This is a genomic window from Mucilaginibacter mallensis (genome assembly GCF_900105165.1).
Lineage (GTDB): Bacteria > Bacteroidota > Bacteroidia > Sphingobacteriales > Sphingobacteriaceae > Mucilaginibacter > Mucilaginibacter mallensis.
The window spans coordinates 776,988-792,813 of sequence record NZ_LT629740.1 but is presented as its reverse complement, the minus strand read 5'-3'; the positions used below and the strand labels follow the sequence as shown (position 1 = coordinate 792,813).

The 15,826-nt window shown below is 41.1% G+C and carries 17 protein-coding genes; 10 read left to right on the top strand and 7 right to left on the bottom strand.

Going from position 1 to position 15,826, the window contains the following annotated elements; genetic code table 11:
* The first annotated feature begins 29 nt into the window (after window positions 1-29).
* Genes BLU33_RS03180 through BLU33_RS03160 form a run of 5 tightly spaced genes read left to right on the top strand, consistent with a single transcriptional unit; the run spans window position 30 to window position 2,540 of the window.
* Complete coding sequence (locus BLU33_RS03180; protein ID WP_091369167.1) at window positions 30-341, top strand: DUF3892 domain-containing protein; 312 nt, start codon at window positions 30-32, stop codon at window positions 339-341.
* Between the two features lie 12 nt (window positions 342-353).
* Window positions 354-581, top strand: coding sequence for a hypothetical protein (locus BLU33_RS03175; protein WP_091369164.1), 228 nt, complete (start codon window positions 354-356; stop codon window positions 579-581).
* Window positions 582-610: 29 nt separating this feature from the next.
* The gene (locus BLU33_RS03170; protein WP_091369161.1) at window positions 611-889 is read left to right on the top strand and encodes a hypothetical protein; all 279 of its coding nucleotides are present in this window, start codon (window positions 611-613) and stop codon (window positions 887-889) included.
* 28 nt (window positions 890-917) lie between these two features.
* On the top strand, window positions 918-2,120 hold the full coding sequence (locus BLU33_RS03165) for a hypothetical protein (RefSeq protein ID WP_091369158.1): 1,203 nt from the start codon (window positions 918-920) through the stop codon (window positions 2,118-2,120).
* 3 nt (window positions 2,121-2,123) lie between these two features.
* The gene (locus BLU33_RS03160; RefSeq protein WP_091369155.1) at window positions 2,124-2,540 is read left to right on the top strand and encodes a hypothetical protein; all 417 of its coding nucleotides are present in this window, start codon (window positions 2,124-2,126) and stop codon (window positions 2,538-2,540) included.
* A gap of 64 nt (window positions 2,541-2,604) precedes the next feature.
* Here the strand turns inward: BLU33_RS03160 and istB are convergent, their stop codons facing one another.
* From istB to BLU33_RS03140, 4 genes are all read right to left on the bottom strand, one after another.
* Window positions 2,605-3,351, bottom strand: a complete 747-nt coding sequence (gene istB, locus BLU33_RS03155; RefSeq protein ID WP_091369152.1) for an IS21-like element helper ATPase IstB — start codon at window positions 3,349-3,351, stop codon at window positions 2,605-2,607.
* A gap of 20 nt (window positions 3,352-3,371) precedes the next feature.
* The gene (gene istA, locus BLU33_RS03150) at window positions 3,372-4,904 is read right to left on the bottom strand and encodes an IS21 family transposase (protein ID WP_232009318.1); all 1,533 of its coding nucleotides are present in this window, start codon (window positions 4,902-4,904) and stop codon (window positions 3,372-3,374) included.
* A 112-nt stretch (window positions 4,905-5,016) separates the two neighbouring features.
* On the bottom strand, window positions 5,017-5,529 hold the full coding sequence (locus BLU33_RS03145) for an RloB family protein (RefSeq protein ID WP_232009383.1): 513 nt from the start codon (window positions 5,527-5,529) through the stop codon (window positions 5,017-5,019).
* Between the two features lie 61 nt (window positions 5,530-5,590).
* Window positions 5,591-6,895 (bottom strand): AAA family ATPase, encoded by a 1,305-nt coding sequence (locus tag BLU33_RS03140; protein ID WP_157682032.1) that lies wholly within the window; start codon window positions 6,893-6,895, stop codon window positions 5,591-5,593.
* Between the two features lie 513 nt (window positions 6,896-7,408).
* Here BLU33_RS03140 and BLU33_RS24995 point away from each other — a divergent pair.
* The 5 genes from BLU33_RS24995 (at window position 7,409) to BLU33_RS03120 (ending at window position 11,312) form a co-directional block, all read left to right on the top strand.
* Window positions 7,409-7,549 carry a hypothetical protein gene (locus tag BLU33_RS24995; RefSeq protein WP_232009382.1) on the top strand — a complete coding sequence of 47 codons (141 nt, stop codon included), beginning with the start codon at window positions 7,409-7,411 and terminating at the stop codon, window positions 7,547-7,549.
* A gap of 443 nt (window positions 7,550-7,992) precedes the next feature.
* Entirely contained in the window at window positions 7,993-9,015 is a 1,023-nt protein-coding gene (locus BLU33_RS03135) for a hypothetical protein (protein ID WP_091369141.1), read from the top strand.
* Window positions 9,016-9,100: 85 nt separating this feature from the next.
* Window positions 9,101-9,673, top strand: a complete 573-nt coding sequence (locus BLU33_RS03130; protein ID WP_091369138.1) for a porin family protein — start codon at window positions 9,101-9,103, stop codon at window positions 9,671-9,673.
* Window positions 9,674-9,753: 80 nt separating this feature from the next.
* Window positions 9,754-10,329, top strand: a complete 576-nt coding sequence (locus BLU33_RS03125; protein WP_091369135.1) for an RNA polymerase sigma-70 factor — start codon at window positions 9,754-9,756, stop codon at window positions 10,327-10,329.
* Window positions 10,326-11,312 carry a FecR domain-containing protein gene (locus BLU33_RS03120; RefSeq protein WP_091369132.1) on the top strand — a complete coding sequence of 329 codons (987 nt, stop codon included), beginning with the start codon at window positions 10,326-10,328 and terminating at the stop codon, window positions 11,310-11,312. Before BLU33_RS03125 ends, BLU33_RS03120 begins: the two co-directional genes overlap by 4 nt.
* Before the next feature lie 20 nt (window positions 11,313-11,332).
* Here the strand turns inward: BLU33_RS03120 and BLU33_RS03115 are convergent, their stop codons facing one another.
* The 3 genes from BLU33_RS03115 to fucP all read right to left on the bottom strand — a co-directional run bounded on the left by BLU33_RS03115 (window position 11,333) and on the right by fucP (window position 15,636).
* A complete protein-coding gene (locus tag BLU33_RS03115) occupies window positions 11,333-13,108 on the bottom strand; it encodes a peptidase associated/transthyretin-like domain-containing protein (RefSeq protein ID WP_172829205.1) in 1,776 nt (591 codons plus the stop codon).
* A 233-nt stretch (window positions 13,109-13,341) separates the two neighbouring features.
* Window positions 13,342-14,358, bottom strand: coding sequence for a LacI family DNA-binding transcriptional regulator (locus BLU33_RS03110; RefSeq protein ID WP_091369127.1), 1,017 nt, complete (start codon window positions 14,356-14,358; stop codon window positions 13,342-13,344).
* Between the two features lie 45 nt (window positions 14,359-14,403).
* Window positions 14,404-15,636 carry an L-fucose:H+ symporter permease gene (gene fucP, locus BLU33_RS03105; protein ID WP_091369124.1) on the bottom strand — a complete coding sequence of 411 codons (1,233 nt, stop codon included), beginning with the start codon at window positions 15,634-15,636 and terminating at the stop codon, window positions 14,404-14,406.
* Window positions 15,637-15,826: the final 190 nt, after the last annotated feature.

Below are 15,826 nucleotides of genomic sequence, written 5' to 3'. Positions count from 1 at the left end.
AGGTATTAATTACAATTAATACGCACAAGATGGCAAATTATAAAATATCCGGCATATGGAAAGATGCCAATGATAATAATGCGATCACGCATTATGCATTTCATGAAATCAGTGAAAAGTCAATTTCAAGAGGTATAAAAACTTCAAAAGCCGATGCGGTCCGGATTCTTAGTCAGCCTGGCAATAGCGCGGTCACCTGGGTCTGGGACTACTCTGCAGCCTTTTGGGAAAATGGTGAAAAGGTAACCGTTGTTAACAGCAGCTACTTACGATCCAATCCTGACAATAAACTAACGGATAACCTCGCGCATTTGATCGACTACGACTGGCTACAGCGATAATATGGAAAGGTCATGGAAAGATACGCAAACAGAAACGGTAATTCAGGTGTAGCGGCTTATCAAATGGGGGCTACATCCATTCTCGTGCAGTTTACCACCTGCGCGGTATACGAATATACTTATGCAAGCGCCGGTGCCGGAAATATCGAATCGATGAAGTCCCTTGCTATATCAGGCAGCGGCCTTTGCAGTTTTATAAAGCGCCACGTCAATAAACGTTATTCCCGGAAAATAAGATAAACCAATTATTATTTAATCAAATAAATATCATGGACGTTATTATCACCTACGACATTAAAAAAAATCACACGGAGATCAAAAAAGAGCTTGAATCCCTGGGATATAAAAACACCATTGCCGGCGTGAGCCGTGGTACAAGCAATCCGGTCACCCAACAATTGCCAAATACGACTTTATTAAAATATGCCGCCGTAAATACGGAAAGCGTATTTGATCAGGTAACTGCCGTAATTAATAAGCACGATGGCGGCATCGACCGGATTTTCTGCGCACAGCTTGCCGTCAGTTTCGACTGGAGCGGCCGGTAACACCTAAACCTTATCATAATATTTCAACATGGACCAACAACCCGAACCACTACCAGACCTCAGTACTGACAATCCGAGCAGCCAGGGCTGGAAAGTTACCTATCAGCACTACGGCAGACTTGCCGCCAAGAACATGAATGCCAACGCCGGCAACCTGGACAGCTCACTGGACAACATTTATGAGCGTTTCCTCAGCGAGCAAAGGCTGGACGGAGAAGGCCTGAAACAACGCATCAAAATGCTCCGTGAAGAATTGCTGCAGAAAAAAAACCAGAAGGAAGGACTTAGTTCCACGCTGATTACTGTCGGGCAGCAGAAGGAGGCTGTCGATAACAAGATCGAACAACTTGAAATCGAAAAGGTCAATTTGAAAGATACCGAAGCGCCGGCGATTGACTATTTGCCTTTTGTGATCGGCATATTCATCACCTTACTATTGACCTGTTATTTATTCGTTTTTTATTCTTCCTCGGGCTATTCCGCTTTTTACGGCGTTAAGCAGGGCAGCCTGGGATTTATCAACTCCAATGTTTTCGCAGATGCAAAAACCAAAGGCGGCGGTGTTATTGCGCTGATTGTGCTTTTTCCGGTCATATTTCTTGGCATGGGGTTCCTGATACACGATGCCTTGTCCAAACGAAAATACCTTTTTATCGCAGCGCTGCTTGTTTTCACCTTTATTGCCGATGGCATCATCGGTTATAAAATCGCGCAGGGCGTTCACGACAATGCTTTCAATGCCGGCCTGGCCAAAGACCAGTGGGACTTTCACATGGTCTTTTCCGATATCAACTTTTACCTGGTACTGGCCCTCGGGTTTGTCGTGTATATCATTTGGGGCGCCCTGCTCCATTATGTGCTGCACAAGAACCATGAAATGCAGCCCGACAAAGCGCTGGAGATCCGGCTGGACAATATGGACCGCAAGATCGCCGATCAGCGGCAGGTACTTTTAGAACACCAGACCAGGATCAATGAATTGAAAGGGCAGCTGGCCATCATCGAAAACGAATTATCCGAAAAGGAAAAAGATATCATCGGCTATGAAAATGGCGTAATCCCGGTTAACCCGTCGCTACTAAAAAGTTATATAGGCGAATTTATGATGGGATGGTATGCCTATACCAATTTGATGTACCCTGCCGACGCCAACAAACGTACGCTCGAAGCCAAGGACAAGCAAAAGGAATGGCTGGAAAAAAAATTGGAAAGCTTAAGTAAGGAACATTAACATATGGACAAATCCGTTAAAATCAAAAAACACAGCTACAGAGTATTGTACATGCTCGCAGGCTTTCTTACTTTCTTCTTACTATTTATCTACATCCTGGTCAAACCGTCGGTTGAAGGTCAGGCCCTGGAAGATTTACAAAATGCAGGGAGCATTGAGGACGTCCACGTATCCTGGGAAAAACATAAACCGGACCTCGCCGGTGATGAAGACTATTTGACAGCGGTACGCGGTAAATTGAGTTCATTCAATCTTTCCGCTAAAGAAACCGGAGACTGCCTTCAATGGTTACCCAAGCCGCCGGAAAGCCTGAATTTAATTGTGGTGCCGGATCTTTCGGGCCGCATTGATGATGAAGTTGTATATTATGGAGATGTTGACCACCCTGTTTCGGGCCAAATTGACCCAGGGGTTAGCTGACTTTTGGGTTGCAGCAAATGCTATAAAAGCATGTACAAAAATAGTTATTTAAAAGGTAATTTCATTAATGGCTGTTTTCTGGTTCAACATTACGTTTTCTTCTCATAGATTCTCCCTTTAACTCGATGCGGTGTGCATCATGAACGATCCGGTCAAGGATCGCATCAGCAACCGTTTTTTCACCGATCACTTCAAACCATTTGCTCACTGGCAACTGCGAAGTGATGATCAGCGAGGTCTTACCGTGCCTGTCCTCAATGATCTCCATTAGCGCAGCCCTGCTTTGTGCATCAAAAGGCTGGATACCAAAGTCGTCGAGTATGAGCAATTGCTGTCTTTCGATCTTAGCCAGCTCTTTCATGTAGGAGCCGTCCGCCTTGGCCATCTTCAGTTTAGCGAACAGTTTGGGTGTACTGGTGTACAATACCCGGTAGCCCAATACACAGGCCTGGTAGCCCACAGCAGAAGCAATATAGCTTTTACCGATACCGGTACTGCCGGTGATCAGCAGGTTCTCGAAGCGGTCAACAAACGTACAATCTGCCAGGCGCATGATCTGGTTGCGGTCGATACTTCGGTCGGCATGATAATGAACATCTTCAATTGAAGCTTTATAGCGGAACCGGGCATATAGGATCGTGCGTTCGATACGCCTGTTCTGCCGGTCGTCCCATTCTGCATCTACCAGGTGGGCCAGTAGTTCATCTGCCGTGTAATCGTTTGTTTTACCGGTTTCCATACTGCTTTTAAAGGCATGGAACATGCCGAAGAACTTCATCTTCCGCAGTTTGTCTAAGGTGCTTGTGTTCATGTTATTGTTGTTTTAAATGGTTATTTGTAATAGTCTTTTCCCCGGATATTACCATGATCAGGCATGGGTAGCTCATCGGCAAATATGCTTTCCTCATAGTTGTCCATCTTGTTTTCCAATATGGTTTGTATCGTTTTATAGCTATAAAGGCCATAACTGAGCCCTCGCTGACAGGCCATTATTAACCGGTCATTCCCTGCTTTTTTTGCAAAGCCAAGTACCCCCAGGCAGGATTTGTAAGCCTGTTCGGGGTGTTGTTTACGCTCCAGTATCTGAAGGATATATAGCCTGACATCCTCATGAATGGAGGCCGCCCAATTGAGGAACATATCTGGTGTCCAGTCACTTTTAAAGCGGTGAGCGCTGGCCATGTGTTCTTTGTCAGTAGTATAACCATAGGGGTTCTTTTCGCGCGGGTGCAAAGCGATACGCTCATAATTGGAGTAGATCTCTACAATAGTGCGGGAGTATAATAGCTTAACCCGCTTGCCGATGAAGCGATAAGGCACACTGTAATAGTGTTTATCAGGGCCGAGATTGACATGGCCATTCTTGATCACCCTGGCATAAAAGTGTTTTTTGAACTGGTAACGCAGGACAGGTAGCGGTGCCAGGGCCCCACGCTCGATCTCTTCAAACTGTAGTATCCTGCTATAATTGCGACCCTTAAGCAACTGGCTGTTATGGACTTCCAGGGCCTGCCAGATCGCTGTATTGAGTTCTGTTAAAGAATGGTAGACATGCTTGTTTAAAGGGGCGTATACCTTGGTATAAATGATCTTAACGGCACCTTCTACTAATGCCTTGTCACGCGGGCGGTACGCCCGCGCTGGTAGAATGGTAGTCCCATAATGGTCGGCGAAGTCTTCAAATGTTTCGTTAAGGGTTGGTTCATAGCGGCTGCTTTTGGTTACAGCCGCCTTCAGGTTATCCGGTACAATGGCGGCAGGAACGCCGCCGATAAAGTGCAGGGTATTCTCGCAGGCTGCGATAAAGTCTTCCTTTTGCTGGCTCATAACAGCCTCTACATAGGTGAGCTGACTGGCCCCAAGGATTGCTACAAAGACTTCTACTTCAATGACTTCACCGGTTTCCTTGTCCGTATAGCTCATCTTTTCACCCGCAAAATCAACGTATAGCTTGTCTCCGGCCTTGTGATCCATGTGCATGGTCGGGTTGACCCTGGTCTTCCATTGGTTGTAATACGTGCAAAACTGGGTGTACTTATAGCCGTCAGGAAACTCTTTGATATAGGCTTCCCACAGGAGTTGCCGGTTCATACCGGTCTTTTTGAGCTCTTTATCGACGTGCGGAAAGCAGCGCAGCATGGATTGCATACGGCTGCTTGGCTGGTTGTTTTCCCTGGTCTTGCCGAAAATATCTTCCAGTTCCTTATCATTCAGGCTATTAACTTCTTCAAAGGTAAAGCCGCTCTTCTTAAGGACGGCCAGGTACTTTCTTACGGTATTCCGGGATGAATCAATCTGGGCAGCTATAAATCGCGTGCTGCGACCCTGGCTGTTCATCCTTAAAATCTTTCTAATCTTACTCATGCTGATTGTCAAATTGGCCATCTTAGAACGGGTCTTTTGCCCTCAAAAGATGGTTGCTTCTACAGCATTTGCTACGAGTTTTGGTGGGTCAGTTTGCCCCGAAATACCATGGTCAGTTTGCCCCGAAACAGTGGGTCAGCTTGCGCCGAAATGGTGTGGTCTCATTCATCATAATCTCCACATGGAGCGCAATACCTGCTTCTTGGTTTTGATTAATAATATTTGCCCGTTCTATCGCCGTTTCCAGTCGGTCTTTTAATGCAGCAAAGGCATTTACTTTAGTTTTATGATATTGTGGCCATAACCTGTTCAAATACCGGAGAGCTTCATCTCCATTAGTAAAAGACCGCCCAGTATTCTCAAAATGTAAAATGAACCAATGTTCGATACAAATTGAAGTGTAGGCGATACGATAGCCGTGTTTATTGATGAGCACAAAAGCTTCACCTAATTGTGACCAGTTATCATTGTCGAAAAAAAGCCAGATTGTATCGTAAGCATTACGCTCTTTAAAAGCATTCCGTTCTCTTCGATGTGCCTCCTGAACCAGGCTTTTAGGATCATTTTGGGTTTGATAAAATATTTCAATAGAAACCGACCGCTGCAAATCGCGGGGCAGTTCCATTTGAAGTGATTTGGCATAAATATACTCCGTTGCTCCTTCACATAATATCAAGATCCTTTTATTAACCCTCAATCTCGCCATTCCCCTGCATTTCAATTAAAAAATCTACATCATTAATGATCGGCGTCGCGCCGAACCTTCCGCTGGCATACCATTTATCTAATGGCGTACCCAAGCGAATACCCTGAATGTCTGAGCAGCGGTATAACGAGGTTGAACCGTATTCGTTTTTTTCGGTGAACCAAACCTGATCACGTCTAAAGTGATCATTTGATAGTTGCGTAATGTCGTGTGTTGCAAAAACCAGTTGTGCATTGTTTGGGTTTACCACCGGATTATGGAACAGTTGTATTAAAAACTGTGTGATACTTGGGTGTAGGTTTTTTTCAAATTCATCTACCACTAACACCCGCCCGTTATCCAGCGCATCCAAAATAATTCCCCCAATTACAAATAAGCTTTTAGTACCCGCTGATTCTTCGCTTACATCGAAAGAAGCAAAACCTGCGGCTTTTCCACCGTCAAAAACCGGGTGCTGGGTTTTAATATCATATTTATAATCTTCCTGGACTTGTTTTTTCAGATCATCCGGAAGATTGCCTGGGAACTTGAAATCATTCCAATCTACTTCCTCAGCGGCAACGGCGCATATCCCTGTATCGAGCGCGCAAATTAAAGCATTAAAACGTTTTGAAAATTTCGATTCCTTATCCTCTGCTAATCGTTTAGCATACAACCTGGCCATGTTATTTTCATGGTAATCTTCCATCATCGGGTAAACGGTTAATCCTTGGGTGAAAAACCGGTACACATCTAATAGTGCGTCTACATTATTTTCCGCAGCCTTTGATAAAAATAGCTGATTAGGCAGGAGCATTTTTTCAACAGTTTTCTTTGCTCCTTTGTAATAGTCGCCAAATTTTATTTCCCTTCCTGCAACACGCGAATAAAGCAATGTCTTAGTGTTTGTAGGATAATAATAAAGTTCTTCTAACTCAATAGTTTTGGATTTGATAGCAACGATATACTCATATCGCAACTTTTGAGCTATAAAACTAATCTCAAAGGTTACCGGCATTCCGCTGCACGATTTCTCCAGCCGGTGGGGTTCAAAAGGAGCAATACTCTCATCGGGTCCAAAACTGGTTGACTTTTTAACCAAATATTCAAGCGCTTTTATTGCTCTTAAAAACCCACTTTTACCTGATGCATTAGGCCCATAGATCACCGCGGATCTTAATAATAGATTTTTATTATTTCCTTTAAAATAGTTCGAGGGTAGTCCTTTTAATCCTGTTTTCAACATACTTAATTCCACGCGGTCACGAACTGATCTGAAATTGGTTGTTGCAAATGATAATAACATGATTTCTTTCTTTACAAGTACAAAATTAATCATTTATCCGACAATTAATAATTTTTTGCAAAAAAGATGCAAATAAATACACTTTGTCGGATATTAAATGAGATTGTTGGTTACTATTATGCGTGGTTAGCGAAAAAGTAAATTGAGGATATACATTCTCGATTTTATACCGATAGGCATTTTTTAAAAAGATTCAAGACATTAAAAGGATTATAATGAAGAAATTCCTGTCGTATAATCGCTCGTAAACCATGAGATAGAACGACATAAAACGGTATTTGTAAATTGGTTAGATACCCTTGGCTAATCGTTACAAAAAGCACTTTTAAATTACAAAACATTCATTATATTTGTATAACAAGTTCATTGACTATTACTTATACGAATAAGCAGACCACAAAAGCAACCAAATAAAAGCATATTAAATGTGCCCTATTCGGTGCCCCATCCTGCTTGATTTTGATATAACTTACTGAATATAAATGATTTAAGCAGTTTGGCAATCATCCTGCCATGACCTGTGCCTACATGCCCGACGGAAATGTTTATAACGGGATACCCAATATTTTACCCCAAAGCTATTTAGAAACGCTGAAGATAGGTGACGAGTTAAATAATGAAGCGCAAAATCCACTCATTTATAAACGGGTTTAATAAAGTTAAAAGATACGGGTTGCTGAAAATGGTAAAGCAATATCTTTTTTCAATGCCAACAATTTCAGCATACAAGACCATAAGTGTTCGGAAGATTTATTTTATTACAAATATTGAGTGCGGGGTCACCCTGGCACTCGAAGGGTAAGCGTAAAGGCCTTTGCCCGCATGCTTCGAGTGCCTCAGCATGACACCCTTTTTTAATCTTCCCAACACTTATGCATACAAGGCCGGAAGTATAACTGGTAAAAGATTACCTTTCGTTTAACCGAAAAAGGTCTTCCATATCCCATCAAATTAACATTCCACCAAAGCACCCGGGAACCATTCATTTTCTCACAAATGATATTCCGGGTAAATCTACTGTTATAATTATTTTTTAAAGACGAGTCAGGGTAAGATATCCATTGTGTGTCATTGCTGTAAATAAACAAAAAACAGACATGGAACTCGAATCGTACAACTACAACATTACATCAGCGATTATAAAAGCAGCGGCGCTGATGCTCATGCTATTTACTGCAAATAGTATTTATGCACAAAAAAATGATAATGACCACCGCAACAACATTGGATTGATCTATCCTTTGAGCAGCAACTACACCAGCGCCCCCAGGGATACCAATAACTTTTCATTAAACCTGTTAGCCGGCGTTTCTGCCGGGGAGCGTGGTTTTTCACTTGCGGGTTTATCAAACGTTATCCACGGGGATGCAACGGGGGTGCAGATAGCTGGTTTCTCGAACCACATTGGTAAAAACGCAAATGGCGTTATGGTCGCGGGCTTTATAAATACTTATACGCAGGGAAAAGGAACAGCAGTAGCGGGTTTCGCCAATATCGCTCGTAATAATACCGGCACACAGGTAGCCGGATTCCTGAATACAGGCGGGGATGTGTCAGGGCTGCAATTGGCAGGTTTTATGAACGTTGCTAAAAAACTGAAAGGCACCCAGGTTAGCTTTATAAACATTGCCGATAGTGCAGGTACACAGATAGGCATTATCAACATCGCAAAAAATAACGATAAGAGCATCGGGGTATCCATTGACGAGAATGAAACTACGATGCTAAGTTTCCGTTCAGGCGGCAAGCTCTTTTATGGCATTATAGGAATTGGCGGCAATCTTAAAAATACAAAGGAAAAATATGCTTATGAGGCAGGCCTTGGTGTTAACATATTAAGGGAAAAAGCTTTCAGCCTAAAAACAGAACTTATTACCAGCGGACTGGAAAGTTTTAAAGGTGATGAATATTTCAAATCGTCGTCATACCTGATGCCGGCTTTTAAAATTACCCGTTCAATCGAAATATTTGGCGGACCATCCTTCAATTATGTTGAAACTGATAATGTGGAGGGGAGAAATTTAGTGAAGAAATATGTAACCAGCTGGACACGAAACAATGGCAGCGATTTGTATGGCTTATATTTTGGCTATACAGCAGGAATTCAGTTTCACTTTTAAGCAGATCATTTAAAGCATTTACAAAACGCGAAAAAACGCGCATCCTTAATAAACATCATATACAATTTAACAAAAACCAAAAAAAATGAAATCATTTAAATTACTTGCTACGGCTATCTTAATTATACTGGGCATCAGCTCGGTAAAAGCGCAATCTACTACAGAGATTGATTTTGGAATAAAAGCGGGTGCTAACTTTTCAACCTTAAAAACCGGCCTGGATGCAGTTACCGATAAATCGGGTAAAGTTGGGTTTAATGCAGGAGTATTCGCCCGGATAGGTAAGGACTTTTACTTTCAGCCGGAAATTAACTATGTTACTTTTAGCGATAAATACAGCTTTAACGCTACTTCATACGATGCTAAATTCAAACAATTAAATGTGCCCTTAATGGCGGGATATAAGATAGTGAACACTTCGGCACTGATCTTCCGGGTATCAGCGGGCCCTGATTTTTATTATAATTTAAAAGATCCGGTTGCCCCAGCTGGCTTTAAGTATAAAGACCTTACTGCCGGAGCAGTTCTAAATGCCGGTGTTGACATCGGGAACCTGACACTGGATGCACGTTACAGCCTGGGTTTAAGTAAATTTAATGAAGGGCTTGGCCAAAAAGCAAATATCTTTAGTGTGGGTGTTGGTTTTAAATTTCAATAAGCAAATAAACCGGGCGGTTACATTTTTTAACTGTTCGGTTTATTTAAATAAGGTTAATTTGCCGATCATAATAGTTACTAATGGATAGTACGGAAATAACGGCCGGTTTAACAAATAAAACCGAGGTCGCTTTTGAACATCTGTTTAAAAAACACTTCAGGGAACTGCATGCCTATGGTTTTTCATTATTGAAAGATTGGGATGCGGCAGAAGAAGTTGTGCAGGCCATATTTCTTAAACTTTGGGAAAAGAATGAGTGGGTGCATATACAGATCTCCATAAAATCATACTTATACAAATCGGTTTATCATGATTGCCTCAATTACATGAGGCGACAGAAGATTCACTTAAAATACCAAACACATACTGTACATGTAATGGAAAACCGTGTTGATAATACTGACGGAAAAATAAAATTGAGCGAAATGGAACAGCACCTGGATAAGGCCCTGGATAAACTCCCTGAAAAATGCCGTGCCATTTTTCACTTAAGCCGTTTTGAACATCTCAAATATCACGAGATAGCCAATCAGCTTGAAATCTCCATAAAAACAGTAGAAACACATATGGGTAAGGCATTGCGGATATTGAGAAAGGAAATGAAAGAATTTTTACCACTAATTGCACTAATGATATTTAATATGTTCAGATCATGAAAGAGGATATGAGTGAAGATATATTGATCAAGTATATACTTGGGGAAACCACTGAAATTGAGGCCCGGGAAGTGGAAGCCTGGACAGCCAGCAGCAGTGCAAATGCTCAAAAATTAGAAGAAATAAATATCATACTTGAAGCCAGTAGCCGCCTGGCACAGGTGAGCCCATTAGAAGAAACTGAGGCATGGGAAAATTTCAAACGAAACAGGGAATTAGCAAATAGCCAACCATCAAAAGTAATACCCATTAAAACCGGTACAAATTGGTTGCGCATTGCGGCGGCTGTATTGCTGTTGATTGGCTGCGGATGGGGGGCTATTTATTTATACAACGGGCAAAAAGGTACAACACAGGACTGGGTGAACCTACAGGCGACAGATAAGGTATTGACGGATACCCTGCCCGACGGATCAATAGTGCATGTGAATAAAAATTCAAGCATCGCTTATAATAGTAATTTTAAAACACGAAGAGTTGTGAAGCTTACAGGAGAGGCATTCTTCAACATTAAGCATAACGCAGCTGTACCTTTTACCGTGCATGTAAATGGCATTAATATAGCTGATGTAGGTACGGCATTTAATGTAAAAAGCAAACTGCATAATACCGAAATTATAGTTGAAAGCGGCATAGTAAGTGTAAGTAATAATAATAACGCGGTGCAGTTACACGCCCGGCAGATGGTTAGCATAAAGCCTGGCGACAAGGCATTTAAAATAGAAAGAAGCGACGACCTGCTATACAACTATTATGTAAGTAATACCTTTATAGCTAACAAAACCCCTCTTTGGCACTTGGTTGATGTATTGAACGAAGCTTATAACGCTGATATTAAAATTGAGAACAATACTTTACGCAATACGCCAATAACTGTTACCATCAGGCTGCAGGATTCCTTAACTAACATATTAGCTTTAATAAAGGATACAACACCCGGGATGCAGGTTGATGAGGCCGGCAAAACAATGATCATTAAATAAAGAAAGCAGGGGATATAATACTACCACATGAACTGTAAACCACTTGTTATGCCAATAGAGGTAGTATTTATGTGATTATTATTTATAGAATTTTCAATAACCCATCCATGAACTTTATCCGCATCGCCTGCTTGCAGTGAAGTTAAATTTATAGACGGGCCGGCAAACAATCCAAGATGTTTACTTATTTTATATCCTGGTAAAACCTTCAATGAATTTGTGTGATACACGTCCTTTTTAGGATTTGTATTTAACGATGAAGAGTTGACGTATTCTGCATCTAAAAAGAACCTCTTATTATTGACGATATGCGCCCCAAGACCAACATCAAGTAAATATTTATCCTTATCTGAGCCAAATCTATAACCTATTCCCAGTAAGCTATATAATACCTTGCCCCCTGAGCGAAAGTCGATATGCGCATACAGGTTTTCATCAGAACTTAGTGCAATGCTTTTACCACCATTTTTAATAAAATTAATGATGCCGATCGGGTAATCACTACTATCGGCAATATTTATAAAACCGATCTGCGGTCCTTTAACCTTTTTTGCTACATTCATAAAGCCGGCCACTTGCAGCCCTCCTACATCCCCGCCCATATTCAGGAATCCGGCTATCTGTGTACCGCTGCTATCACGGGCCATATTGGTCAGGCCGGCAACAGTAGCTCCTTTACCGGTATTATATTTATTCATAACACCGGCCACCTGCAGCCCTTTGGCTGTTTTATCAAAGTTTGCGAAACCAGCCATTTGTATACCACTGCTAAAGTTGCGCGATTGATTCACTCCTCCCCCAATTTGTATCCCCCGGGCATTGTTCAGCACATTATTATAGATACCAGCCATTTGTATACCCCTGGTACTGTCGCCCACAACATTAAATATGCCGGCCACCTGCAAAAAGCGCATGCTTTTACGATTAATATTAAATACCCCGGCTAACTCAACCCCATCTATCCCCGCGGTATATCCCCCTAACAAGTTCAGCGAAAAATGATCAATTACCTGACTGCTATACATACCGTGTGTACTTAAGCCCGGCGTAAGTGAAATTTGGTATGGACTGGCGGCAAAAAAATTACCGAGGTTTAAATCCTGTACTAATTGTTTCGAACTGATAAAAAATCTGGCAAAACGGCTGTGCTCAATCCCCTTATTCGACCCATTGTCGGGATAATAATTATAACTTTTGTTGATCTGCTTATCATTCACAACAACATCAGCCAGCACGAACAGGGAGGTATCGCGATAGTTTTCTTTACTTGCTGTAAGCTTTACTGATCCGTTATAGTTCCTTAATTTAAGCTCAAAATACCCTTTATCGTTAGTGAGTGTTGATACCAGCAGATCCTTTTCATAAACGCTGGCATGTGTTATTGCCTTACTATCGGCAATATCGCGTACATATCCTCTCACCAAAGTTGGTGTTCCCTGGTCTTTACTTATTTCAGCGGTAAGCGTTAATTTGTCTGGTGCAAATGTTAATACAATATATCCCGGGACTTCTTTAAACTCGTAATTTTCTCCCAGTAATTGTTCTAAAAGACTAAAAATTGTTCCACGGAAACCCGAAACTGACACTAAGCTGTCAGCGGGGATAATTCTATTGTTATAGGCAAAATAAAAATCTTGTTTGCTGGAGATTTTATTTAATATGCTTGCTATGGGCTGCTGTTTTATTTCCTTTATGGCTACTTCTTTCATCAAATAGCCTTGGGCCGATAGCTTAATGCTAAAAATTAATAAAAACAATAATAGGAGTTGAGATAGTCGTTTTGGATTTAAAGTCATCAAGCTTATATATTATATTTTATCCCCCGTAAAACTGATTAATATAATCGGGCGAACATAAAGACACCTATCTCCTGCTTTACCCTGACCCTGTTTTCAAAATTAATTTAGTTTAATATAAGAATGCTTCCTTACTATTGGATTGCGGCTATTTATATTCCGGCTAATCTACGGAAGAATTGAATTATAGGTCCTCGGCAGATCAATAGAGGTACTACATAAAGAACTAACGATCAACTCTTTGAAGACCCTCTGATATTTAAGCTTGTGCTAAGCGTTATAAATTGGGGCTGCTGATTTAGCAATGGTGTATTTAATTTATTCAGCAATACATTAATCACACTTTCTGCAATTTTTTCAATGGGTTGAGCAATGGCTGTTACAGGTGGCGAATGAAGTTTGAATACATCATAATCATCAAACGATATAATAGCCAGTTGTGATGGAATTTGTATACCCATTTCTTTTATCACTTTCAGGCCGCATGAACCAATATGGTCCGTTCCAAAAAGTACGGCATCCAGATCCGGATGTTTGGTTAGGAAATCGGTTATCGGTTTAATTATAAGGTCCTCGTTCTGGTTAAATACAATTTCTTTTACCAAAGGTTCAAGTCCGCTTTCTTTCATCGCGTTCTTATAGCCCTTAAGCCTGTCCTGCATTTGAGTTTGCGGCGAAGTAAATGTAATGAACGCGATATTCTTTTTGCCTTCACCTATTAAATGGCTGGTTGCATTATATGTGCTGAACCTGTTGTTAATTTCAACATAGTCGGTAATTACTTTTGGCAAATGCCTGTCGAAAAATACAACAGGCAGGTTATCTTTTAATAGCGATTCAATATCCTCTTCAATACCTTCGGGTGGTGCAATAATGTACCCGTCAACATGCCGTTCACGAAACATGGTGATCAGGTCCTTGGTTTTTTTGGTATCATTATTAGTACTGCAATAAATTATTTTGTAGCCATTTTGATAAGCCCTATCCTCAATAAGCCTGGCTATTTTTGCAAAAAACGGGTTCGAGATATCCTCAACCATTAGCCCGATGGTATTTGATTTACCCGTGCGCAGGCTTTGGGCGATAGAATTTGGCTTGAACCCAACTTCGTTTACATATTTCAGTACGCGGTCAACCAGTTCTTCTCCAATACGCATTTCCTGGGCTTTACCATTAAGGATAAAAGATATGGTAGTTTTAGATACGTTTAGGCTTTTAGCAATGTCGTTTATTGAAAGTTTCTTTTTCACTGAAAATATTTTTCTTATCAAATATAGTTAAAACTTATATAGGTATTAATTCGGTTTAGCTAAACGCGGATAGCAATAACCAAATAAAAATATAACTATATAACATATAATAGGTAAATAATAAGCCGCCGCAATATCATGGTTAGCAATAAGGCCCATTAAAGGAGGAAATAAGCCGCCGCCGATAACACCCATAACAATAAATGAAGAACCCTGCTGTGTTTTTCCTCCCAGATTTTTTAGGCCCAGACTAAATATGGTAGGAAACATTATGCTGAAAAAGAAATTAATGAACAGCAAAGCTATAAATGACAGCCATCCTGCGCCCTGGGCAACTATTAAACACATGACAATGTTTGCCGCTGCAAATATGCTAAGTAGCCTGTATGGCGCTATATATCGCATTAAAAAGGTGCCTGTAAACCGCCCGATCATAAGCATTATCATGCTCAGTGAAAAGAAGTACGCCGCCCTTTCATCACTAAGGTGCACCATTTCGTGCCCATAGTTTATAAAGTAAGCCCATGTACCACCCTGGGCGGCAACATTAAAAAATTGGGCCACAACTGCAAAAACATAATGTTTCTGATGAATAAGTTTCTTTTCAATCTTTTTGTTTCCTTCAGCATTTTCATAATCGATTACCTCATTATGCGCATGAGTTAAGTGTGGCACTTTTAAAAACAAAAAAAGGACACCGATCAACACTATCACCGAACCGATTATAACATACAGGTATTTAACTGCAATAAGATCATTGGAATGAATTTGCTGCCCCTTTAAAATAAAATAGCCGCCTAAAGTTGGCCCTATTACTCCTCCCAAACCATTAAAAGCTTGTGAAAAGTTTATACGCTGATCACTGGTGCGCTGATCGCCCAGGGCTGCTACAAAAGGGTGCGCTACGGTCTCGAGCGTTGCCAAACCGCAGGCTAAAATAAACAACGCTATCCTGAAAAAATCAAATGAAACAGCATCAGCAGCAGGAACAAACAGGAAAGCGCCGAAAGCATACAGGAACAAACCTAACAATATCCCCTTTTTATAGCCAAATCTTTTCATGAACAAACCGGCAGGTATGCCCATTACAGCGTAAGCCCCGAATATTGATAATTGCACCAGCCCCGAGTGGGATTTTGAAATATGTAATACATTTTGAAAATGCCTGTTTAAAACATCGCCCAGGGTAATGGCAATTCCCCAAAGCATAAAAAGAGCGGTAACAAAGAATAAGATCACCCTGTACTTAGGTTCCGTAAAAGCCGGTTTTTGATCCATTCCGTAGTTTAATCAATTTATAATTGGCGCTGTAAATTAATTAAATCTTATTTACATTTTCACACATTGTAAATTAATTAATGGTTTTTGTACGATAAGCGCCTGTCGACTTATCTACCACGCCGCACGTAAGTGTGTTAGGTCATGCTGAGGCACTCGAAGCATGTGCGTAAAGGCCTTTGCCCTCACA